Consider the following 20,511-nt stretch of genomic DNA (forward strand, 5'->3'; position numbering starts at 1 on the left):
TAGAGTGTTGCACAGTGTCGTAGTGCCAAACAGTGTCAATGAGCGCCAATTCGTACCACTTTAAAATAAGGACGTATATATCTACATTTCTTTGTGCCTGCAAGCGGATGTAAACAGATAATTATGTTGGTACGTAGTTTCTCAATTATGTATTTAGTCGCCTATGTATATACAAGCGTAAGGGTGTGGATAGATGCAGATGAGGATATAAAATTACATAGTTGCATAAGTGCAGATTTACAGATCTGAGTTTGTACACAAATAGGTCTGATAATGCAAATTTATTTGTATACCTACCTAAAGACAGATGTACATATGTCAGTATTCAAGTAGTGTAATACGTGCTTAAGTGGCTATATAACTATCTACAAAATTACATATGTATGGGCGATAGTTGATAAGTATCTATCTATGTAGAGATATAAGTGAATAATTAAATAGAGTTAAAAATGAAAACAGAACACAAAACAGTATTCATTGCTTTTTCTTCCCAAAAGGGAGGTGTAGGCAAAACCACCTTTACGGCACTTGCGGCCAGTACACTACATTATCGTCTTGGCTACAATGTAGCCGTATTCGATGCTGATTTTCCACAACATAGTTTAATGAAAATGAAGACTCGTGATTTGGCTATGGTGATGGAAAATGAGTTTTTAAAACGGGTGGCATTCAAACAATTTACGACTATTAACAAAAAAGCTTATCCGATCATTCAGCATAAAGCAGAAGGTGTATTGGAGGCTGCGCATGATTTTTTAGAATCCACTTCCGTTCCGGTTGATTTTATCTTTTTTGACCTTCCGGGAACAGTAAACACTCCCGGTATTTTGAAAGCTCTGGCGGGGATGCACCATATTTTCACGCCTATTGTAGCAGATCGTGTAGTTATGGAAAGTACACTCATTTTTACCCAGCTGATGAAGGATGTTATTATGAAAAAAGGAGAAACCTCCATTGAAACCATTAATCTGTTTTGGAATCAGGTAGATGGTCGTGAACGCTCGCCCTTGTACGATGTTTATAATAAACTTATTGATGAGTTGGACTTAAGTCTAATGCAATGTCAGATTATGAACAGCACACGTTTCCGCAAGGAGAGTGAAGCCAATGCCAAAACTGTTTTTCGATCAACTTTAATGCCTCCCGATGAACGGTTGATGAATGCTTGCCGCTTAGACCAGTTTATGACGGAATTTTTAAGAATCGTTCAATTGTAATAGTATGGAAAAAGACAATAAGAAAAAAGCAATTCCCGAAATCAACGAAGAGTTAATGATGAATCTGATGGTAGATGGAGTAAAAAAGGAAGGATTGGAACTTCCGCTGGAAGAACGCAAAGCTCCGATAAAACCATTTCAGGAAAAGCCTTTAGCGAAGGAACGGAACAGAGGAAAAAAAATAAATGATCAGGATTATGAAAGCATATTTTTCAAAAGGCCAGACACCAATGCCCGTGATGGTAAAACGGTATATATCCGACCGGATTTCCATGAGAAACTCTCACGGATTGTACAGGTAATAGGCGAAGATAAAATAACCATTTATGCCTACTTAGACAATCTTCTTGAATATCATTTTCAGGAGTTTGGAGAGCAGATTATCACAACTTTTAATGATAAATACAAACCTATTTTATAATTATGGAAACACTAATTGTAATATGCCTGCTCATTGTTATTGTGCTACTCCTGGAGGATAAGATCGTTATCAGAAAAATGACAGAACAAAAAACAAAGCATGGAAAACCTAATCCGAAGTTACCCGATATTATGGGGCAGCCAAAGTCAATGAGGAGCCTTTCAGTGCCAAAAAGTGCTATCGAAAGCCAAAGTAAAAAGCGGAAACATGAAATGAATAATTTTGATATTGAAATCGACGAGGTAGATGTCGATATACAAATTCCGCAGGAAGAACTGGATGAAGTTTTTGGAAATATGCCTGATTTTGAGGAAGAGGAAGTAGAATGGAACAGGTACGGAATATCTGGTGGGAATAACGGTTTTGCCCAAGGGGTTACCTTTGAAGAATTAAGTTCCGTGGGGATGTTGCTGCAAAAAGAAAATTTGGAGCAATCTCAAAAGGAAACAGCGGTTGCTATAGTTCAGAAAATACAGGGAACCGAATTATTCAGCCTACTGGAAAATTCCATAGAAAATGCTTCCCGTAAAATAGCCGAGCTATTAGACAGTAGTCTTACTTCTGATGCGGATGCTGGTTCTTCCACTTTGCGGAAAAATGATTTGGAGGAGTTTGATATTGGGGAGTTTGTATGAAACTCGCTCATAAAACCCTCAAAAATTAAAACACCAAACGGTAAAAGTTTGGTGTTTTTTATGCATAAACACTCACTACAAACCACTCACTGCCAAATCATTCCTTTGAATGCCACTTTATTATAGCACCCTGATTTCTGAAACATCTTTGTCCCGAAAGTCCGCAAGGTGCGGGTTAACAATAACAAATTAATGTGTTTCAATTATGGAAAAACAGAGAAAAAAAGTTTTGCTGGCAGCCGTGGCAATGCTGCCAGGAATTGGTGTGTTCGCACAGGAAAACGGTTCGGCAGGTATCAAGTGGCTACCCAAATGGTGACGTCTTATTTCGACCCCACACATAGCTCATCTAAGCCATTGGAGCTGTGGTCGGTCTCTTCGAAACTGCAACCATTCTTCCTTTAATTCTTTGTCATATGACTAATTACAATATCAACAAAGGCATCGGAAAAACGGTGGAATTTGAAGGGCTGAAAACACAATATATATTTATTTTCGCTGGCGGACTACTAGGGACACATCCTGGTCATTTTAATTGGAGAGGCTATCTGAAAAGTCAAGACAGCCTCTCCTTATATTCGGGTAGATTATAAATACGTAAATCTTACAGTGCTATTTTTTTTTAGATATCAGACTTATATAAATATCAACTTGCACAACAACTCAACTTTGAAGCGTCTTTTCCGAATGTGATAGCTGCTAATTTTATTCCTTCTCCTAATGTCAAATATGGATAAAAACTCTCAGCTAAGTCCTTTACTGTTATTCCGTATTTTATAGCCATACTTAATTGTTGAATAAGTTCTCCGCCCTCTGGTGCTACTATTCTAGCTCCTATTAGTTTGTCTGTCTCGGTGTTGCGAATAAGTTTTATAAAACCTCTTGTGTCATTTGCTGCAATGGCTCTCGGCACATCTTTCAATTCTATTTTAGAAACTTCAAACGGAATATTTTGTTGTTCTGCTTGTACTTCATCCAAACCGGCACCTGCAACTTGTGGGTCGGTAAATACTACCCATGGCAAAGAAGTGTAATCTGCTTTATTTTCTGCTCCAGAAAAAGCATTTTCTACGGCAATTTTTCCTTCAAAAGCGGCTGTATAAACAAAAGCAGGTGTATTGGTTACATCGCCTACGGCATAAATGTTTTGCAAATTAGTTTCCATTTTTTCGTTTACCGAGATATGTCCCGTTTTGTTCAATGCTAAACCGATGTTTTGCAATCCTAGTTTTTGTGTATTGGGTTTTGTTCCTGACGCAACTACTATTTTTCCTTTTTCTATGATTTGTGTAAACGAACCGTCAGGACATTTACAATGAATAATCGTTTCGTTTCCTTGTTTCTCAAATTTAACAGCTCTGAAATTGGGTAAAATTTCAATGCCTTCATTTCGCATTTGGTTTTCCAATACTTCGCTGATGTCAGGTGTTTGTGTTCGCAAAACTCGGTCTGTAAATTCTATGATACGAACTTTAACGCCTAAACGATTATATGCCATAGCTATTTCCAAACCAATGTAACCTGCTCCCATAATAGTGATGCTTTCGGGCTTTTCTTCTAAATCAAAAAGCGAAACATTGGTCAAGTAGCCAATTTCATTTAATCCTTCAATGTTTGGAATATTGGTAGTAGCACCAGTTGCAATGATAAATTTCAAGGAAGTATATTCTGTTTTTCCATCAACAACAATTGTTTTGTTGTCCTTAAACTCCGCCCAACCTGTAATCATTTTTAGGTTTTCAAAATCGCTTACCACATCCATATATTTTTTTCCTTGAAGTGTGGCAACTAATTTTTTCTTGTCTTTAATAACTTGTGCAAAATCAATATCAACTCCTTTGGGTTTAATACCTTCAAAGTTGGAATGGGTAGCGTGATAAGCCGTTTCGCCTGCACGAATTAGGTTTTTAGAAGGCACGCAACCCACATTGACACAAGTACCGCCAAAGCCCAAACCACCGTTTACCATTAAGGTAGTCAGCCCCAAACTCTCTGCTTTGATAGCTGCCGAAAATGCAGCCGAACCACCACCAATAATTATTAAATCAAAGTGATTATTCCCACTGTTTCCATTTTCTGGGATTTCACCTTTTACACGATAGTTTTTTGTACCGTTGATGGTATTGATTATTTCTTCCCTGCTTGTTTTTGAAGGGTCAAAAGAACATTCACAAGTGGATTTTGGATAGCCTACCTTAGCTTCTGTTACTCCTTCATTTTTTGAAAGAAGTTTTTCAATTCCTGTGGCACAATGGTCGCAGGTCATCCCTACGATGTCAAGTTTTATGGTTTCTTTGTTCATTACGCTTTCTTTTTTTGAGTTTCTTTGATGATTTCAGCTTTATAGCCTATTTTTTCAACTATCCTAATGATAGTATCAGGATTTGTTTTCTTTGGGTCGTATTGGATGGTTGCCAAATCGCCCGGATATTTCACTTTGTGTTCAATAATGCCGTCCACTTCTTTGAGGGTATTTGAAATGTGGTTGGAACAACCTGTACAAGTCATTCCCGTGATTTTCAGTTTCACGGTTTTACCTTCTTGTTGTGTTGTGTTTTCCTTTTTTACTTTACTGTCAGTCGGTTTGCAACATTGGGCATTGACCTGAGTAATTCCAATTAGGAACAAAGCACTCAATAAAATCAAATTCTTTTTCATTGTGTAATTATTTAATTAAATTCTTAAATATGAAAAGCAAAAAAATACTATTTCTTGCCAACTACTTTGTAACCTGTACCGTTGATGGCTTCTTCAATTTGAGCCAAGCTCACTTTAGTTTGGTCAAATTTCACTTTGGCAGTTGCTTCTTCGTAACTCGCATCTACCTTAACAATACCTGGCAACTTATTTACGTCATTTTCTACGTGTGAAGCACAACCATTGCAAGTCATTCCTTTTACATCAAAAGCTACTGTTTGGATGTCCGAAGCATTGACGATTACAACTTCTTTTTTATCGTTTGAAGGGTATAAAATCTGTGCATAGTATGGAAAAGCAAGCATTAAAACAGCAAACACGGTTACAATTCCTAAAAATGTTTTGGTCTGCATAAAAGGTTTCTTTTCGTCTTCTTCGCAATCGCATTGGATTTCTTCGGCTGTTCTTGGTTTGAGTTTCTGATACCAAGCAAAGCCCAATACCAAAACAGTTATACCAATAAGATAAGGTCTTGCAGGTTCCATCCACGAAAAGGTAGCTGCCACTCCTGATGCTCCTGAAATAAGAGCCAATACAGGTGTTATGCAGCAAAGTGATGCTGCTATTGCCGAAAGCACTCCCGCTCCGGCAAGTTTGTTGTTTTTCTTGTTCATACTGTTTCCTTTTTTGAATTGTTAATGTGTTTAAAAAATGGTCGAAGTAAAGTCAGTTGCTCTTGTTTCAAAGAGTAGAAAATGGTCTGTCCTTCTCTTCTTCCTTCAATGACGTTTCCGTCTTTGAGTTTTCTAAGATGTTGGGAAACGGCTGGGATACTCATTCCGAGAATGTCTGAAAGGTCGCAAGGACAGAGTTCGTTTTCTTCTTCTAAGAGAAATAAGATTTTCAACCTTACTTCGTTTGCTGCCAATGCTAAAAGTCCACTCAGTTGACTGAATGCCTTGCCGTTGGCTTGAAGTATTTCCCGACAATTGTCTATTTGAACCTTGTCGGCAAACACTCTGATACACGATTGATTGTTTTCCATAATTTTCCTGTTTAGGATTTAATAACGCAGCAAAGATACAAATAGTTTTCTTATTTAAGCAAATGATTAAATGTATTTTTCAACAGCTCTTAATTTTTGTATTCAGTGAGTAATTTAGCTCATTTGGTCACACACCGCCAAACAATTCCACTTACTGTCACTTTGTTATAGCGCCTCGTTTTCCGAAACATCTTTGTTCCGAAAGCCCGTAAGGTGCGGGAAGACAATAACAATTTAAAATGTTAAAATCATGGAAAAACAAAGAAAAAAAATCCTGCTGGCAACAATGGCAATGCTGACAGGCTTCAGTGTGTTGGCACAGGGAGACGGTTCAGCTGGTATCACCGAAGCCACACAAATGGTTACGTCCTATTTCGATCCTGCCACACAACTCATCTACGCTATTGGAGCCGTGGTAGGTCTCATTGGAGGGGTTAAAGTGTACGGTAAGTTCAGTAGCGGAGATCCCGATACAAGCAAGACTGCAGCAAGTTGGTTTGGTGCGTGTATCTTCTTAATCGTAGCCGCTACCATTTTACGTTCATTCTTTCTTTAATCCCTTGCCTTATGAATTACAATATCAATAAAGGCATCGGAAGAACAGTAGAATTTAAGGGGTTGAAAGCACAATACTTGTTCATTTTCGCAGGCGGACTGCTTGGTACACTGATTCTTGTAATGATAATGTATATGGCTGGCGTAAACTCTTATATCTGCCTGTTGCTTGGAGCAGGCGGTGCTTCGCTGATTGTATGGCAGACCTTTTCATTGAACAAAAAGTATGGGGAACACGGGCTGATGAAAATTGGGGCAAGAAAAAGACACCCACGATATATCATCTGTCGCAAGCCGTTACACCGCTATTTACAGTTCACTTCTAAATCGAATGCCTTATGAGAAATGTAGCCAAGACCACTACGCTGGAAAATAAGTTTCCCTTACTTGCGGTAGAAAACAATTGTATTCTGTCAAAGGATGCAGACATTACCGCTTGTTTTGAAGTACGTTTGCCGGAACTCTTTACGGTGGCTTCTGCGGAATATGAAGCCATTCATTCCGCTTGGCACAAAGCAATCAAGACGTTGCCCGATTATACAGTTGTCCATAAACAGGACTGGTACATCAAGGAAAACTATGCGCCCGACATTGCGGGTGATGGTTTGAGTTTTTTGGGTAAATCCTACCAACAACATTTCAATGAACGCCCTTTTCTCAACCATTACTGCTACCTGTTCCTGACTAAGACCACTAAGGAAAGAATGCGGATGCAAAGCAATTTTTCATCACTTTGCAAAGGTACTCTTATACCAAAAGAAATCAGGGATAAGGAAGCAATCCATCGTTTTATGGAAGCGGTAGCACAGTTTGAACGTATTGCAAATGACAGTGGATTTGTCGGATTGCGACGTTTAACGGAAGAAGACATCATAGGTACGGATGAAAAACAGGGACTGCTGGAACAGTATCTAACGCTGTCGAGGGAGGTCGGGACACCAATGCAGGACATCGGATTGGGAGCCGAGGAAGTACGTGTTGGCAACAAAAGATTGTGCCTGCATACCTTATCCGATACAGATGACCTGCCCTCAACAGTATCAGCAGATACTCGTTACGAAAAACTATCTACCGACCGGAGCGACTGCCGTTTGTCGTTTGCTGCTCCAGTGGGCTTGTTGCTAAACTGCAATCACATCTACAACCAATATCTGTTTTTGGATAACAGCGAAGACAACCTGCAAAAGTTTGAGAAGTCCGCAAGGAATATGCACTCATTGGCTCGTTACAGCCGTGCTAACCAAATCAATAAAGAATGGATAGAACGCTATCTGAACGAAGCACACAGTTTTGGACTATCATCTATTAGGGCACACTTCAACATCATGGCTTGGTCGGATGACTCCAGTGAATTTAAACAATTAAAGAACGACTGCGGTAGTGCTTTGGCACTTATGGAATGTAAACCCCGTCATAATACCACCGATGTAGCTACGCTCTACTGGGCAGGAATGCCGGGAAATGCGGGAGATTTTCCAAGTGAAGAAAGCTTTTATACGTTCATTGAACCGGCATTGTGCTTCTTTACAGAAGAAACTAACTATCACAATTCACCATCGCCGTTCGGTATCAAGATGGCAGACCGCCTAACTGGAAAGCCCATCCATCTGGACATTTCTGACTTGCCGATGAAGCGTGGTATTATCACGAACCGGAACAAGTTTATATTGGGTCCTTCAGGAAGTGGTAAGTCTTTTTTTACCAACCACATGGTTCGGCAATACTATGAGCAAGGTGCACACGTCCTGCTTGTGGATACGGGTAACTCGTATCAGGGGTTATGTGAACTTATTAAGGGGAAAACCAAAGGCGAAGACGGGGTTTACTTCACTTACACAGAAGACAATCCCATTGCCTTCAATCCTTTCTATACTGATGATGGTGTTTTTGATATTGAAAAGCGAGAAAGCATCAAAACGCTGATAGTGACCTTATGGAAGCGTGATGACGAACCGCCGACCCGTTCCGAAGAAGTAGCATTATCCAATGCGGTAAGCGGCTACATTGAACGTATCAAACAAGATGAGGTATATCCTTCTTTCAATGGATTCTATGAATATGTTCAGGGCGATTACCGTAAGGTATTGGAAGAAAAACAGGTTCGGGAAAAAGACTTTGATATTGCCAACTTCCTGAACGTACTGGAACCTTATTACAAAGGAGGCGAATACGATTACCTGCTCAATTCCGATAAACAGTTAGATCTGCTTTCCAAACGCTTCATTGTGTTTGAAATTGATGCAATCAAAGACCACAAAATCCTCTTCCCAATCGTGACCATCATCATCATGGAGGTGTTCATTAACAAAATGAGAAGACTCAAAGGTATCCGCAAACTCATACTGATTGAAGAGGCTTGGAAAGCGATTGCCAAGGAAGGTATGGCAGAATATATAAAGTATCTCTTCAAAACGGTTAGGAAGTTTTTCGGTGAAGCTATTGTAGTAACACAGGAAGTCGATGACATCATCCAATCGCCCATTGTCAAGGAAAGTATCATCAATAACTCCGATTGTAAAATCCTGCTCGACCAGCGCAAGTACATGAACAAGTTTGATGACATACAGGCTATGCTTGGACTTACAGACAAGGAGAAGGGACAGGTACTTTCCATCAACATGAATAATGATCCGTCACGACTTTACAAGGAAGTGTGGATTGGTCTGGGGGGAACCCATTCAGCGGTATATGCCACAGAAGTTTCCGTTGAAGAATATCTCGCCTATACCACCGAGGAAACGGAAAAAATGGAAGTGATGCGGATTGCTGGTGAACTGGATGGAAATGTAGAGCAGGCTATCAAGCGAATAGCCCTGCAAAGAAGAGAAAAGTAAAACAAATTATTAATCATTTTAAAATCAAAGAGCAATGAAAAAAATACTATTCATGGTGTTGACAGTACTAATGCTGGCTGTAGCACCGTCCGCAAAAGCCCAATGGGTGGTTACCGATCCTGCAAACCTGGCTTCAGGTATTCTTAACAGTGCCAATGAAATTGTACAGACTTCAAACACGGTATCCAATGTTGTCAAAAATTTCAAGGAAGTGGAAAAGGTATATAAGCAGGGCAAAGAATACTATGATAAGCTACAAGCTGTAAATAATCTAGTCAAAGATGCACGCAAGGTACAGCAAACAGTACTGCTGGTTGGTGATGTGTCAGAAATGTATGTGCAGAATTTTGGAAAAATGATGAACGATCCCAATTTTTCTGCCCAAGAATTAATAGCTATTGCCAATGGTTATGCAGCACTGCTTAACGAAAGTACCGAACTGCTGAAAGAACTCAAACAGATCGTAAGTTCTTCCAGCTTGTCTTTGAATGACAAAGAACGTATGGATATTATTGACCGTGTATACAAAGAAATTAAGGAATACCACAGCCTTGTACGCTATTACACGAACAAAAATATCTCAGTAAGTTTTGTTAGGGCAAAAAAGCAGAACAATAGCAAAAGAGTACTTGAACTCTACGGAACCGCTAACCAAAAATACTGGTAAGCTATGGAATTTGATAATCTTCACGAGGTTCTGCGCTCCTTGTATGATGAGATGCTTCCACTGTCCGCCGATATGGCGGCAGTGGCTAAAGGAGTGGCAGGCTTGGGATCCTTATTCTATATAGCTATTAAGGTGTGGCAGGCACTAAGCCGGGCAGAGCCGATAGATGTGTATCCTTTACTACGTCCTTTTGCTTTGGGTCTTTGCATCATGTTTTTCCCTACTATGGTACTTGGAACAATCAATGCAATCCTTAGCCCGATAGTGCAAGGGACGCATGCCATCCTCGAAAATCAGGTGCTTGACCTGAACGACCTACAGACAAAAAAAGATCTGTTGGAACGGGAAGCTATGCTTCGAAATCCTGAAAATGCCTATTTGATATCAAACGAAGAGTTCGATAAAAAACTGGAAGAACTGGGCTGGTCGCCATCGGATCTGGCCACGATGTCGGGGATGTATATGGAAAGAGGGATGTATAGCATTGAGCAGTCTGTAAAAAACTGGTTCAGGGAATTGCTGGAAATTCTATTTCAAGCAGCTGCTTTGGTGATTGACACCATACGTACATTCTTTTTGATTGTGTTATCAATTTTGGGTCCGATAGCTTTTGCTATATCGGTCTGGGATGGTTTTCAATCCACACTTACGCAATGGCTTACGCGATATGTCAGTGTGTATTTATGGTTACCTGTAGCCGACCTCTTCAGCTCTATGCTTGCCAAGATACAATCCCTGATTATAGAAAGGGATATTGAAATGCTTGCTGACCCGACTTTCATTCCCGATACCTCAAATACCGTGTATGTAATTTTTATGATCATTGGCATTGTGGGATATTTTACCATTCCTACAGTGACAGGCTGGATCATTCAGGCTGGCGGAGCGGGAAATTTTACCCGTAACGTGAATCAAGCCGCAATGAAAGCTGGAAATATTGCTGGAGCTGGGGCAGGTTCGGCAGCAGGAAATATCGGCGGACAGTTACTCAAATAATGTAAAACTATTAATCAGTAAAAAATGGAATTTAAAACACTAAGAAATATCGAAAACAGCTTTCGTCAAATAAGACTTTACGCCCTTGTATTTGCCGTTCTCTGCATAAGTGTTGCAGGATATGCCGTATGGCAATCCTACCGCTTTGCAGAAGAACAACGCCAAAAAATCTATGTGCTGGACAATGGAAAATCACTAATGCTGGCTCTTGCACAGGACGCATCCATCAACCGTCCGGTCGAAGGGAGGGAACACGTAAGGCACTTTCATGAATTGTTCTTTACGCTGGCTCCCGATAAGAATGCTATCGAAAGTAATATGAGACGGGCGTTTAATCTTGCCGATAAAAGTGCCTTTGATTATTACAAAGACCTTTCGGAAAAGGGATATTACAACCGTATTATATCAGGTAATGTGCAGCAGCGTATAGAAGTGGATAGTGTGGTCTGCAATTTCGACAGGTATCCCTATGCGGTTCGCACCTATGCCAAACAGTTCATCATCCGTTCCAGCAATGTGACTAAACGTAATCTGGTTACTTCCTGCTATCTGGTCAATTCCGTCCGTTCGGACAATAACCCGCAGGGCTTCAATATAGAAAAATTTTCGGTGGTCGAAAACAAGGACATTGAAGTCATCGAACGCTAAAAATAATCGTATGGAAACATTTTCAGATTTAAACACTTTCGCTATAAACCTTACCGAAAAAGGATATAGCGGTTATTTCCACACTCAGGGCGCGTATCCCGGAAAGCTAAAAGACAGTATCTATGAATACCTCGAAAGTTGCCAAAAGGATGCCGATAATTTGCCTAAACAGGAATTGTTGCTGACAAGCTATCTGCAATGGTCGGGAGAAGATAAGCCTCGTGTAGAATGCAATATGTGGGTAAAATACCTGAACGGCAAATTCTCTCTCAACAGAATGGAGGTAGCAAAAAAAGATGGCTTCGGACAACTGATGAAAAAATCAGCTCTGACAGACCTTTCTATACTATCCGTACCCAAAGCAATTGCTTCAATCGCTTTGGTTAGTGAAGAGCCGAAGCAGGAGGCAGAAAAAAGTCCAAAGCGTTTCAAGCTATAACAAAAAGAAATTAGAAGGCTATGAAAAAATTAAGAACAACTATGGACAGGTACTTTGACAAGCTGGATGAACGTTGGCGGGTATTGCCAATACAAAAACAGCATCAATGTATGCTGTACTTCTTGGTGGGTTATCTGCTGCTTACTGCGGTGGTCATTGGCAAAGTATGGTATGAAACTTCAAAGTCCCATAACGATATAGGTATTGAGCATATCGAGAACCCCATCCACAAAAAAAAATGAAAGTCCTACAAAATTGCAGGATACATTAACAACAATTTATAAAAATAAGATTTATGAAAGTAAATGAGAACAAAAAAACGATTGTTCGGGTAACGGAAGGTAACCCTGCAGCAACCGATGATGTATTGCAAGACAGTACACAGAATAAAATTCAAAAGCTTAAAAAACCTCTTATATTCGGTTTGATGGGTGTTGTGTTCCTCTGCTGTATGTACCTGATCTTTAAACCGTCTTCCGAGAAAAAGGAAATTGATAAAATCGGACTGAACGATGTCGTACCACAAGCTACTGGTGGAGGAATGCCTGATGATAAAGGTAAGGCATACGAGGAGGAAATGCTGGAACGTAAGAATCAAAAAAAACGGAACGATCTCACATCTCTTTCTGATTACTGGAATGAAGACGGAAAAGGAGAAGCGGGAGAGGAGCTGCCTGAGGAGCAAGAAAGCTACAGTAGTGCCAACGGATCTGGAAAACAAAATAATCCCGCTTTGAACAGTTACCGCAACGTGCAAAGCACTTTAGGTTCTTTCTATAAGGACGATAATTCTGAAACACAGGAACTCCACAAACAATTGGAAGAATTAAAGGAAAAACTAGCTGAGAAAGATGTTCCAGCCAGAGCAACAGTAGATGACCAATTGGCATTAATGGAGAAATCCTATCAGATGGCTGCAAAATATCTTCCTTCAGGCACAAATACGGGAGAAGCAGTACCTGCCAATGGTGTTGTTTCTAAGTCTTCTTCTTCTACTAAACAAAAAGAGCAGTTTGTGGCATTCACTTCTACAAGAAAGAACACCGTATCCGTCTTGTACCGTGAGCCTACCGATAGTGTCTTTTTAGCTGATTGGAATCAAAACAAGAACAGCCGTTTTTATACTGCAGGTGCTTTAGAGCAAGTGGTACAACCCAAAAACAGTATCAAAGCCTGTGTACAGGAAACGCAGACCATTATCGGTGAAAGCGGTGTACGCCTCCGCTTATTGGAACCGGCCCAAACGCCTAATCGTACCATTCCCAAGGGAACAATTTTAACGGCTAACGCCAAACTTGAGGGAGGACGTTTACAGATGAAGGTTATTTCCATAGAATTGGACGGAAACATCCTCCCGGTTGATATTACGGTTTATGATCTGGACGGTCAGCAAGGTTTGTATGTGCCGTATTCGCCCGAAATGAATGCCCTTAGCGAAATGGCAGGCAATATGAGCCAGCAATCCGGTACAAGCCTGATGCTTACCCAATCGGCAGGACAACAGGTTGCCGCTGATTTGAGCCGTGGCGTAGTTCAGGGCATTTCGGGTTATTTCTCCAAAAAAGTGAAGACACCGAAAGTTACCTTAAAGGCAGGTCATCAACTGTTTCTTGTCTCCAAAAAATAATGTAAAACATAAATAGAATTAAACAATGAAAAATCATTTTAGAACCTTGTGGGCATTTGCCCTGATCATTGGCTTTGCCATTTCCTCTTTTGCACAGGACAGTGCAAAAAGTTCCCTTACTTTAGGTAAGATAGAACCGTTCTGTATGGAAGTTACTTATGACAAAACTTCACATCTGATTTTCCCAACTGCTATACGCTATGTGGATTTGGGCAGTGAATACCTGATTGCAGGAAAAGCAGAAGATGCGGAAAATGTACTTCGTGTAAAAGCATCGATAAGAGAGTTTGCACCAGAGACAAATTTTTCTGTAATCACCAATGATGGCCGCTTTTACAGCTTCAATGTACATTATAATTCATGCCCAGAGGCATTGAGTTATGACCTGCTATCAATGCAAAAGGCAGTGGATAAAGCGGGCGGGAACGATGTGCTTTTTGAAGAATTGGGAAACAATTCTCCATCTCTGGCAGGTTTGTTATTGGAAACCATTTACAAAAACGATAAGCGCATTGTAAAGCATATCGGAGCGAAAAGTTTCGGCATACAGTTTATTCTCAAAGGAATTTACATCCATAATGGTAAATACTATTTCAATACAGAACTCGCAAACCGTACCAATGTTCCTTTCCAGATTGATTTTATCAATTTCAAGGTAGTGGACAAAAAGATTGCAAAGCGAACCGTGGTACAGGAAAAGCCAATGATACCACTACGCACTTACAAGCCACTGAGTGAGATTGACGGAAAAAGAACTGAACAAAATGTGTTCCTATTAGACCAGTTTACCATTGCCGATGACAAGATGTTGTTGATTGAGATTTTTGAGAAAAACGGTGGTAGACATCAAACACTTCAAGTAGAAAATTCCGATTTGATCAAGGCTCGTTTGATTAACGATATGCACCTGAAATTTTAGTAATCCATTAAAAATAACAACAGAAAAATGAAAAAGTATATTTATACGATGATGTTTGCCCTTATAGGTATCACTGTCGCACAGGCACAACGAATGCTGCCTAAACAAAAAGGGTTGGAAGTAAACGCAGGAACCTTATCCGATGACCATCCAGGCAGGAACTACTATCTCAATATCGGTATGACTGTAAACGGTAAAAATGGCAATTACCAGCTTTGGGCTTTGGAATACACGCACCAATATGATGAGTATAAAGACCTCTGTTTACCACAGGAAACCTATACAACCGAAGGTGGTTACAGTTTCTTTCTGCTGGGTGACGCCCGTAAGAGCATTACCCTTAATACAGCCATAACTGGTGTACTGGGTTATGAAAGTATTAACCGAGGCAAAAATCTGTTGTATGATGGGGCAAAAATATTGACTGAAGACAACTTCATTTACGGTGCAGGCGGACGGCTGTCTTTTGAAACATATTTGTCCGACCGTTGTGTATTGATCCTTCAGGGGCGCACTAAAGTTTTGTGGGGTACGGATCTGGAACAGTTTCGACCTTCAGCGGGTCTGGGGTTGAGGTTTAACTTCTAAAATATAAAACTATGATAGCATTTTTTAATAAATTCAGAATAGGGTTACTGCCAATGTATGTATTGCTGGCAATCCTGATAAGTTCTTTTACATCCTGCAGTAAAGACGAACTTGAAATACAAAATGATTTCCCTTTTGAGCTAAAGGTGATGCCCGTACCCAAAGAAATTGCTAATGGCAATACCGTGGAGATTAGGCTGACGATACAGCCAACCAGCAATTATAGTAACGCGCAATACTATCTTCGCTACTTTCAGTTTGATGGACAAGGAACTTTGCAGTATTATGAAGAACCGCCGTATCTGCCAAACGATTTGTACCCGTTGCAGGCGAAGCAATTTAGGCTCTATTATACTTCGAACTCCACTGTATCGCAATCCTTTGACGTATGGATTTCGGATAATTTTGGAAACGAAAAGCAATTAAGCTTTGAGTTTAACAACAGTGACTAAGATGAAAACGAAATAAATCAAAACCGGCCTGCTGATTTTACGTGCAAGTCGGTTTTTTGATTTTCAACTTTTCTCATAAGATGATTTTGTTTAAATTTATTTGGATTATAATCTTTGTAATTATGGATGCAGTTACCTCTCAATTGGTACTGGGTATTATTCCCCTTGTTACAAGCATAGGACTTATCTACTGGATAAGCCGCAGAAAGTTTTACAGACGTAATATGGCTGGTTTGGAAGGTTTTTCGAGCTTTGAGGCATCTGTGTTTGTCCGCTTTTTGGAACGTATAGGTAAGTGGCTTGCATATGGCTTGATCGTTATTAGCATTCTTTTTTTGTGGTCATATTCAAGGATGAAAAAGGATAAGGAAAAACAACAGCAAGGAGTAAAAACAGAGCTGTCTGTGTAACGTTAATATTCAAAAGCGCAAAAAAAATTAGCTAAAAGATGGATATTAAATTTTTAAATACTTTGTTTAAATAAAAATATATAAAATATTGTTATTTAAATATTTAGGATATATTTGTAAATGTAATTCTATATTATCTATCATAGGCATAGGAACATTTGGTAATTCCGATGTAACTGTTTTTTTTAATTATAAATTTAAGAAATAAAACCTTAAACTGTAAAAAATTAAAATTCAACTTTAACCAAGCGACCTTCTTTTGCTTCTTTTCTTTGGTCGCTTATGCGGAAAGAAAAGAAGTCCGCTAAAACAATGAAAGGGATAATGAATATCCCTTAGAAATTAGATTACAACCTGTTTGGTAAAATATATGAGAGAAATTTATGGATTGACATATATTTTACCAAAGTGGTTGCACCGATTTGACGCAAAAAGACTGTCCCGACCATTAGGAGGGAGTGTCTTTTTGCCGCCCAATTTCGGTTATCAGGCGACTTTTATGGGATGGGTGCGAAAGTCCTTCAGATTGTGGAAAAAGCCCCTGTACGGTGTCATACCATATCGGAATAAGTTCCATAAAAGGGAGCATCCCATTTGGGTTAAAGAGGAATTGATAAACAAATCCTGTTTCTCCAATGCTTCCGCCAAACTGCAACTCGGTGTGTCGTCCTCTTGTTCGGACTGCTTCAATAATTCTCCAAATTCTTCCGTAATCATTGGCAGGCTTGCCACCGTTTCGTATTTCTCCGAATTGGGTTGATGAATGTTTCCTACGGTAGATAGTAACACTTGCCCTGTATGCTGGCTGTTGCCAAAATCCAACCAATATTTCGGTTCGTCCCTGTGGTGTCTACGGTTGCTTATTTCTTTCAGTATTTCAGCAACTCCAAACCTCGCCTGTACATTGTCCACGCACGTAATGTAAAGAGTTGCCTGTGCTTCTTCGGGTATCCTGCCTAAACTGTCCTTTTCAAACTTTACGGTTTTGGCTTTCCAATTTGTACCAGAAAAGCGGTTTGCACGGTTAATGAGGGCAACGGATTTGTACAATCCTGTTTCACTTTCTGCAAAACGCTGTCTTCCTAAATTGGCATTGGTCACAATATCATCATCCCACAAACGGACACATAACCCAGCGTGTCCCAATTCGATTAAGCTGTGGTTCATTTCCATTAAAGCGGTCAAAACCTTTGAGCCTGTGCCGCCTGCACCGATTAGGTTTACCGTAATGGGATTGGTCGGGCTTATCAGATAGTTATCTGTAAAATGTACTTTTAGTTTCTCGGTATTCATCACAAAAGATTTTTAAGGGTTTTGTTGTTCTTTTTTAATACATCTTTAGGAAAGGCTTCGTTTGTTTCAATCAGCTTTTTCCAAAGGCTTACGCAATTCCCTTTTATGGGATTTTGTTTTCCTAATAAATGGCTGAAATAGCTGTTGAAAAAGTAGTCTTCCCATGCACTTATAAATTCCTCTACAGAAGCGGAATTTTTAATGTCTATACTTACAGTTCCCATACATACTTTGCCGTCTTCATAAATGTTGAAGAAAGGAGCATAATACAATGATGTATTTTCCGTTGGTCTTCTGTCAGTAGTAAGTGCAAATACCGAGAGGCTGTTTTTACTGGCATACCAAAGCATTGGCGGTACATATGCTTTGCCGTTGGTTATGTCCAAACCGCTGACAAAATACAATTGCTGTTCCTGTGCTTTGGTGTACCAAAGCACCGTGCCTTTTTCACTCGGATTGATGTGCAGTATATTGGTTGGCAAAATTCCTTTTGGCTTTAAAAAGGCTTTGTCTTTTTCTTTATCGGTGTGTAAAGCCTTTGCCAATATTTTAGCTTCATTTACGGTCAATGGGTGGGCATTGACAGGATTTCCGTTTTTATCCATATCAAAATGCTCTACGTACATATCGGTATTCGTTCCTTTGGTTTGGTAAAAAACCAATGCGGATTTTGGGTGGTAAAGCGTTCCGAAATTCTCGGTTATGTCGTTTACATTATTCATTTTCTTGTCGTTTTATAATCATACAAAAGTGTACAGAGTTCATCCAATAGGGCAAATAGGCGGTTCTCAAAATCAAGGTTGGTTTGTGCTATGTTGCTTGCGTCAAAGCGTTTGCAAATGGTCGGTTCTTCCATTGCTCCATACTCGTTAAACTCATTGTTAATACTGTCGGCAAGTCTCTCATATAACCAACCTGTGGTATCTGCTATAAAGGAGATGTATTTTTCCATTCCAACAGTTTCGGAGTCGTTTTCATCATTATAGGGGTCTTCTTCGGGTCTTGGGGCGTTTCGGAAAATGCTCTCGTGTGGATATTGCGTGTAGAGGGCAAAGGCATTGTAAGCCACTTTTTGACACTCCTGTTCGAATGTGTCACGGCTTTTAAAATGGTTTAAACGATGTTCAAAAACTTGTAAATTGATACGGTTGAACAGTTTTTGTTCTATCCGTTCGCCTATCCATTCGGCTTTTACAATCTCTGCAATGTAGCTTTCCGTTTCTTCGGTACAATCATCCTGTTCGACCCAATCGTTCATCATTTCGTACATCCAATATAGATAGCTGTTTTCCTGTCTGTAATAGGGTATATCGACAATATGGTACAGATAACTGCAAACCGAAACAAGCAATTGAGCCGTCTTTTTACGCTTTGGGTCATTAAGCATTTGAAAGAGTGGCACAATTGGAATATAGTACAGGGTTGTGCCTGTGCTGTATCTTTCTTCGCTTGTAAAAAATGTTTTCTTACTGTCCTGTACCAAACGTAGATTATCCCAATTGATATTGTTTTGTTTTAATTTGGTTTCAGTATCCCACATAGCCAAAGCTATATTGTAGGGATAGCCATAATCTTTCGTTTGTAACGGTTCAATGCCATAATGTTTAGTAAGTTGGGAAAGGGACTTGTAAAAATACCTCTCCGTTTTTGCTGTTTTCTTACAAGCTTGTACGGATTGCACTGCTTTCAGTTTAGGCAGAAACGTACACTTTAGAAAAGCATTGGTAGCATAGCTATCGGTACAGATTTCTGCTTGTCTTTGAGTACTTCGTTTGTGTCTTTGGCTCTCTGCATCCAATTTGCGAACTCGCCCAATTGTCGGTGCAGTTGCCGTTGTGTTTTCTGTTCGGGTATGCTGATAGTTCCCGATAGGATATTGCGTTGCATAGTTCATCATTTTTGATTTTTGGTTTAACCTTTCGTTCCCATTACGCTTTCGAATTTGTATTCTATCCTATCATCACGGATAATAGGGGCAGATACTTTTGCCGTGGTTAGTATGGGATAAGTGTTGGCGTAAAAATTCAATACCGCTTCCACACTCCAACGTGCTTCGGGGTCGGTCAGTCTGATGTCCTGTCCTTTATCTTTAAGTATAAATACTCTTTCTAACTGTGTTGCTAATAACATAACTCTTGGATTTTGTATTAAACATTAGGTTGCTCTGTTGCAAACAGACCTGTTGAAGAAAACTTGTCTGATAGTTCCGATTTGCGTTTTCGTATCTCGTCAGCCTTTTCGGGGAACTCCGTCATTTCGGGTACTTTCATCCACGCATCACGGAATTTGCCTTCTTTTTCCAATTCATCCGCTTTTGCCATTCCCTCTTTAAATTTCTTGTCTTTGGCTTCCTGTTCCTTTTTCTCTTTTTCTCCTTTTTCCTTTTCCATTGCCGATTGCTTTTTAGCTTCTTCCAATTGCTTCATAAAGGCTTCCATATTGACCATTAAACCTGAAGCCGTTTCCAAAGGCGTTGTTATCTGCTGAAAAAATCCCTCGTCTAATTCTTCTGCCGTTCCCCTTAAATTAAGCGGTGGTATCAGTTGTTTTGCGTTATCTCCGCATTGTTCGTTTTGAAGTATTATAGAAACAATAAGATTGTTTTCTATGCCCTTTGAAATAGTGAGTTGTAAATCTCCTGTAATGCCCATTTGCGCTATCTGATTGAAAAAATTTGTGTTCATCGTTCTAAAATTTAATTGTTTTTACATGGCTCTTTTTTAAGACTATCTACGGTCAACGAACGACTCAATTTTCAAAGTTGCTCTTCTGTTTGCCCAATAAACATACTCAAGGGCTCCTTTCTTCGTTCTGAACCTTCTACCGTTTACGTTCCAACGTACTTTTATCCTGCGGATAGTCGATGGTGTTCTGAATGCATCATACGTAATTCCAGTAATTTCTGTCTCTTTTTTAATCTTGACAACTTCGATATATACCCCCTTTTGTTCAACATTAGGATAGTATGTTGACAGTAAGAGGTTGTTGTTTGGGTCAAAGATTTCAAAACGGACAAAATCTTTGTTATTCAACATAATGCGGAGCAGTTCTGATAAATTAAAATTCCAATTAAGCCCTATGTTTTTTGTCTCGTATTCCCTGTATGTAATAATTCCGATATTCATAGC

At 39.7% G+C, this 20,511-nt stretch carries 26 protein-coding genes and 1 pseudogene; 17 read left to right on the forward strand and 10 right to left on the reverse strand.

The features are described from left to right. The first annotated feature begins 449 nt into the window (after window positions 1-449). The 4 genes and pseudogenes from C8C85_RS16565 to C8C85_RS18595 all read left to right on the forward strand — a co-directional run. Window positions 450-1,217 (forward strand): ParA family protein, encoded by a 768-nt coding sequence (locus tag C8C85_RS16565; protein ID WP_111410182.1) that lies wholly within the window; start codon window positions 450-452, stop codon window positions 1,215-1,217. A gap of 4 nt (window positions 1,218-1,221) precedes the next feature. Beyond that, window positions 1,222-1,638, forward strand: a complete 417-nt coding sequence (locus C8C85_RS16570) for a DUF3408 domain-containing protein (protein WP_024981707.1) — start codon at window positions 1,222-1,224, stop codon at window positions 1,636-1,638. A gap of 2 nt (window positions 1,639-1,640) precedes the next feature. Further along, window positions 1,641-2,273, forward strand: coding sequence for a conjugal transfer protein TraD (locus C8C85_RS16575; RefSeq protein ID WP_111410183.1), 633 nt, complete (start codon window positions 1,641-1,643; stop codon window positions 2,271-2,273). 416 nt (window positions 2,274-2,689) lie between these two features. Beyond that, a pseudogene (locus tag C8C85_RS18595) lies at window positions 2,690-2,791 on the forward strand (DUF4133 domain-containing protein); the annotation flags it as partial. 128 nt (window positions 2,792-2,919) lie between these two features. On the opposite strand, the gene merA reads toward C8C85_RS18595, so the two are convergent. The 4 genes from merA to C8C85_RS16605 are packed head-to-tail and all read right to left on the reverse strand — an operon-like array spanning window position 2,920 to window position 5,955. Beyond that, complete coding sequence (gene merA, locus C8C85_RS16590; RefSeq protein ID WP_111410185.1) at window positions 2,920-4,575, reverse strand: mercury(II) reductase; 1,656 nt, start codon at window positions 4,573-4,575, stop codon at window positions 2,920-2,922. After that, entirely contained in the window at window positions 4,575-4,931 is a 357-nt protein-coding gene (locus C8C85_RS16595; RefSeq protein ID WP_111410186.1) for a heavy-metal-associated domain-containing protein, read from the reverse strand. Before C8C85_RS16595 ends, merA begins: the two co-directional genes overlap by 1 nt. Window positions 4,932-4,978: 47 nt before the next feature. Continuing rightward, window positions 4,979-5,584 (reverse strand): mercuric transport protein MerTP, encoded by a 606-nt coding sequence (merTP, locus tag C8C85_RS16600; RefSeq protein WP_111410187.1) that lies wholly within the window; start codon window positions 5,582-5,584, stop codon window positions 4,979-4,981. Then, the gene (locus tag C8C85_RS16605) at window positions 5,581-5,955 is read right to left on the reverse strand and encodes an ArsR/SmtB family transcription factor (protein ID WP_111410188.1); all 375 of its coding nucleotides are present in this window, start codon (window positions 5,953-5,955) and stop codon (window positions 5,581-5,583) included. The genes merTP and C8C85_RS16605 overlap by 4 nt, the downstream gene beginning before the upstream one ends. A gap of 250 nt (window positions 5,956-6,205) precedes the next feature. Between C8C85_RS16605 and C8C85_RS16610 the strand changes: the two genes are divergently transcribed. The 13 genes from C8C85_RS16610 (at window position 6,206) to C8C85_RS16670 (ending at window position 16,090) form a co-directional block, all read left to right on the forward strand. Continuing rightward, window positions 6,206-6,511, forward strand: coding sequence for a DUF4134 domain-containing protein (locus C8C85_RS16610; RefSeq protein WP_024981713.1), 306 nt, complete (start codon window positions 6,206-6,208; stop codon window positions 6,509-6,511). Between the two features lie 11 nt (window positions 6,512-6,522). After that, window positions 6,523-6,852, forward strand: a complete 330-nt coding sequence (locus C8C85_RS16615) for a DUF4133 domain-containing protein (RefSeq protein WP_111410189.1) — start codon at window positions 6,523-6,525, stop codon at window positions 6,850-6,852. Beyond that, complete coding sequence (locus C8C85_RS16620) at window positions 6,849-9,344, forward strand: TraG family conjugative transposon ATPase (RefSeq protein WP_116798009.1); 2,496 nt, start codon at window positions 6,849-6,851, stop codon at window positions 9,342-9,344. Before C8C85_RS16615 ends, C8C85_RS16620 begins: the two co-directional genes overlap by 4 nt. Window positions 9,345-9,378: 34 nt before the next feature. Further along, window positions 9,379-10,011, forward strand: coding sequence for a DUF4141 domain-containing protein (locus C8C85_RS16625; protein WP_116798010.1), 633 nt, complete (start codon window positions 9,379-9,381; stop codon window positions 10,009-10,011). 3 nt (window positions 10,012-10,014) lie between these two features. Then, the gene (traJ, locus tag C8C85_RS16630; RefSeq protein ID WP_116798011.1) at window positions 10,015-11,007 is read left to right on the forward strand and encodes a conjugative transposon protein TraJ; all 993 of its coding nucleotides are present in this window, start codon (window positions 10,015-10,017) and stop codon (window positions 11,005-11,007) included. A gap of 24 nt (window positions 11,008-11,031) precedes the next feature. After that, window positions 11,032-11,655 (forward strand): conjugative transposon protein TraK, encoded by a 624-nt coding sequence (traK, locus tag C8C85_RS16635; RefSeq protein ID WP_116798012.1) that lies wholly within the window; start codon window positions 11,032-11,034, stop codon window positions 11,653-11,655. A 10-nt stretch (window positions 11,656-11,665) separates the two neighbouring features. Then, entirely contained in the window at window positions 11,666-12,094 is a 429-nt protein-coding gene (locus C8C85_RS16640) for a hypothetical protein (protein ID WP_116798013.1), read from the forward strand. A gap of 20 nt (window positions 12,095-12,114) precedes the next feature. Continuing rightward, entirely contained in the window at window positions 12,115-12,336 is a 222-nt protein-coding gene (locus C8C85_RS16645) for a nitrogen regulatory IIA protein (protein WP_243412125.1), read from the forward strand. A gap of 53 nt (window positions 12,337-12,389) precedes the next feature. Continuing rightward, complete coding sequence (gene traM / locus C8C85_RS16650; RefSeq protein ID WP_116798014.1) at window positions 12,390-13,721, forward strand: conjugative transposon protein TraM; 1,332 nt, start codon at window positions 12,390-12,392, stop codon at window positions 13,719-13,721. A gap of 25 nt (window positions 13,722-13,746) precedes the next feature. Further along, window positions 13,747-14,640: a conjugative transposon protein TraN gene (gene traN / locus C8C85_RS16655; RefSeq protein WP_116798015.1), complete on the forward strand. Its 894-nt coding sequence runs from the start codon at window positions 13,747-13,749 to the stop codon at window positions 14,638-14,640. 27 nt (window positions 14,641-14,667) lie between these two features. After that, window positions 14,668-15,228, forward strand: coding sequence for a conjugal transfer protein TraO (locus tag C8C85_RS16660; RefSeq protein ID WP_116798016.1), 561 nt, complete (start codon window positions 14,668-14,670; stop codon window positions 15,226-15,228). Between the two features lie 11 nt (window positions 15,229-15,239). Beyond that, window positions 15,240-15,680, forward strand: a complete 441-nt coding sequence (locus C8C85_RS16665; RefSeq protein WP_116798017.1) for a DUF3872 domain-containing protein — start codon at window positions 15,240-15,242, stop codon at window positions 15,678-15,680. Window positions 15,681-15,802: 122 nt separating this feature from the next. Continuing rightward, window positions 15,803-16,090 carry a molybdenum ABC transporter permease gene (locus C8C85_RS16670; RefSeq protein WP_116798519.1) on the forward strand — a complete coding sequence of 96 codons (288 nt, stop codon included), beginning with the start codon at window positions 15,803-15,805 and terminating at the stop codon, window positions 16,088-16,090. 486 nt (window positions 16,091-16,576) lie between these two features. Here the strand turns inward: C8C85_RS16670 and C8C85_RS16675 are convergent, their stop codons facing one another. The 6 genes from C8C85_RS16675 to C8C85_RS16700 are packed head-to-tail and all read right to left on the reverse strand — an operon-like array spanning window position 16,577 to window position 20,508. Further along, on the reverse strand, window positions 16,577-17,383 hold the full coding sequence (locus C8C85_RS16675) for a PRTRC system ThiF family protein (RefSeq protein ID WP_116798018.1): 807 nt from the start codon (window positions 17,381-17,383) through the stop codon (window positions 16,577-16,579). Further along, window positions 17,383-18,105 carry a PRTRC system protein B gene (locus C8C85_RS16680; protein ID WP_116798019.1) on the reverse strand — a complete coding sequence of 241 codons (723 nt, stop codon included), beginning with the start codon at window positions 18,103-18,105 and terminating at the stop codon, window positions 17,383-17,385. The genes C8C85_RS16675 and C8C85_RS16680 overlap by 1 nt, the downstream gene beginning before the upstream one ends. Further along, window positions 18,102-19,277, reverse strand: a complete 1,176-nt coding sequence (locus tag C8C85_RS16685) for a hypothetical protein (protein WP_116798020.1) — start codon at window positions 19,275-19,277, stop codon at window positions 18,102-18,104. Before C8C85_RS16685 ends, C8C85_RS16680 begins: the two co-directional genes overlap by 4 nt. 17 nt (window positions 19,278-19,294) lie before the next feature. Beyond that, the gene (locus C8C85_RS16690; protein ID WP_116798021.1) at window positions 19,295-19,513 is read right to left on the reverse strand and encodes a PRTRC system protein C; all 219 of its coding nucleotides are present in this window, start codon (window positions 19,511-19,513) and stop codon (window positions 19,295-19,297) included. A 17-nt stretch (window positions 19,514-19,530) separates the two neighbouring features. Continuing rightward, entirely contained in the window at window positions 19,531-20,067 is a 537-nt protein-coding gene (locus C8C85_RS16695; RefSeq protein WP_116798022.1) for a PRTRC system protein E, read from the reverse strand. A 42-nt stretch (window positions 20,068-20,109) separates the two neighbouring features. Next, on the reverse strand, window positions 20,110-20,508 hold the full coding sequence (locus C8C85_RS16700; protein WP_116798023.1) for a hypothetical protein: 399 nt from the start codon (window positions 20,506-20,508) through the stop codon (window positions 20,110-20,112). Window positions 20,509-20,511: the final 3 nt, after the last annotated feature.

Origin of the sequence: Flavobacterium sp. 103, assembly GCF_003096795.1 — a bacterium.
Taxonomy (GTDB): Bacteria; Bacteroidota; Bacteroidia; order Flavobacteriales; family Flavobacteriaceae; genus Flavobacterium.

What these genes read in the sequence shown, in the direction of transcription:
- C8C85_RS16625 (WP_116798010.1), top strand. Translation starts at nt 9,379, where the DNA reads ATGAAAAAAATACTATTCATGGTGTTGACAGTACTAATGCTGGCTGTA.
- C8C85_RS16690 (WP_116798021.1), bottom strand. Translation starts at nt 19,513, where the DNA reads ATGTTATTAGCAACACAGTTAGAAAGAGTATTTATACTTAAAGATAAA.
- C8C85_RS16640 (WP_116798013.1), top strand. Translation starts at nt 11,666, where the DNA reads ATGGAAACATTTTCAGATTTAAACACTTTCGCTATAAACCTTACCGAA.
- C8C85_RS16605 (WP_111410188.1), bottom strand. Translation starts at nt 5,955, where the DNA reads ATGGAAAACAATCAATCGTGTATCAGAGTGTTTGCCGACAAGGTTCAA.
- C8C85_RS16620 (WP_116798009.1), top strand. Translation starts at nt 6,849, where the DNA reads ATGAGAAATGTAGCCAAGACCACTACGCTGGAAAATAAGTTTCCCTTA.
- traJ (WP_116798011.1), top strand. Translation starts at nt 10,015, where the DNA reads ATGGAATTTGATAATCTTCACGAGGTTCTGCGCTCCTTGTATGATGAG.
- C8C85_RS16670 (WP_116798519.1), top strand. Translation starts at nt 15,803, where the DNA reads ATGGATGCAGTTACCTCTCAATTGGTACTGGGTATTATTCCCCTTGTT.
- C8C85_RS16575 (WP_111410183.1), top strand. Translation starts at nt 1,641, where the DNA reads ATGGAAACACTAATTGTAATATGCCTGCTCATTGTTATTGTGCTACTC.
- C8C85_RS16680 (WP_116798019.1), bottom strand. Translation starts at nt 18,105, where the DNA reads ATGAATAATGTAAACGACATAACCGAGAATTTCGGAACGCTTTACCAC.
- C8C85_RS16645 (WP_243412125.1), top strand. Translation starts at nt 12,115, where the DNA reads ATGAAAAAATTAAGAACAACTATGGACAGGTACTTTGACAAGCTGGAT.
- C8C85_RS16610 (WP_024981713.1), top strand. Translation starts at nt 6,206, where the DNA reads ATGGAAAAACAAAGAAAAAAAATCCTGCTGGCAACAATGGCAATGCTG.
- C8C85_RS16695 (WP_116798022.1), bottom strand. Translation starts at nt 20,067, where the DNA reads ATGAACACAAATTTTTTCAATCAGATAGCGCAAATGGGCATTACAGGA.
- C8C85_RS16595 (WP_111410186.1), bottom strand. Translation starts at nt 4,931, where the DNA reads ATGAAAAAGAATTTGATTTTATTGAGTGCTTTGTTCCTAATTGGAATT.
- C8C85_RS16675 (WP_116798018.1), bottom strand. Translation starts at nt 17,383, where the DNA reads ATGAATACCGAGAAACTAAAAGTACATTTTACAGATAACTATCTGATA.
- C8C85_RS16660 (WP_116798016.1), top strand. Translation starts at nt 14,668, where the DNA reads ATGAAAAAGTATATTTATACGATGATGTTTGCCCTTATAGGTATCACT.
- C8C85_RS16685 (WP_116798020.1), bottom strand. Translation starts at nt 19,277, where the DNA reads ATGAACTATGCAACGCAATATCCTATCGGGAACTATCAGCATACCCGA.
- C8C85_RS16665 (WP_116798017.1), top strand. Translation starts at nt 15,240, where the DNA reads ATGATAGCATTTTTTAATAAATTCAGAATAGGGTTACTGCCAATGTAT.
- C8C85_RS16700 (WP_116798023.1), bottom strand. Translation starts at nt 20,508, where the DNA reads ATGAATATCGGAATTATTACATACAGGGAATACGAGACAAAAAACATA.
- C8C85_RS16570 (WP_024981707.1), top strand. Translation starts at nt 1,222, where the DNA reads ATGGAAAAAGACAATAAGAAAAAAGCAATTCCCGAAATCAACGAAGAG.
- traM (WP_116798014.1), top strand. Translation starts at nt 12,390, where the DNA reads ATGAAAGTAAATGAGAACAAAAAAACGATTGTTCGGGTAACGGAAGGT.
- C8C85_RS16615 (WP_111410189.1), top strand. Translation starts at nt 6,523, where the DNA reads ATGAATTACAATATCAATAAAGGCATCGGAAGAACAGTAGAATTTAAG.
- traN (WP_116798015.1), top strand. Translation starts at nt 13,747, where the DNA reads ATGAAAAATCATTTTAGAACCTTGTGGGCATTTGCCCTGATCATTGGC.
- merA (WP_111410185.1), bottom strand. Translation starts at nt 4,575, where the DNA reads ATGAACAAAGAAACCATAAAACTTGACATCGTAGGGATGACCTGCGAC.
- merTP (WP_111410187.1), bottom strand. Translation starts at nt 5,584, where the DNA reads ATGAACAAGAAAAACAACAAACTTGCCGGAGCGGGAGTGCTTTCGGCA.
- traK (WP_116798012.1), top strand. Translation starts at nt 11,032, where the DNA reads ATGGAATTTAAAACACTAAGAAATATCGAAAACAGCTTTCGTCAAATA.
- C8C85_RS16565 (WP_111410182.1), top strand. Translation starts at nt 450, where the DNA reads ATGAAAACAGAACACAAAACAGTATTCATTGCTTTTTCTTCCCAAAAG.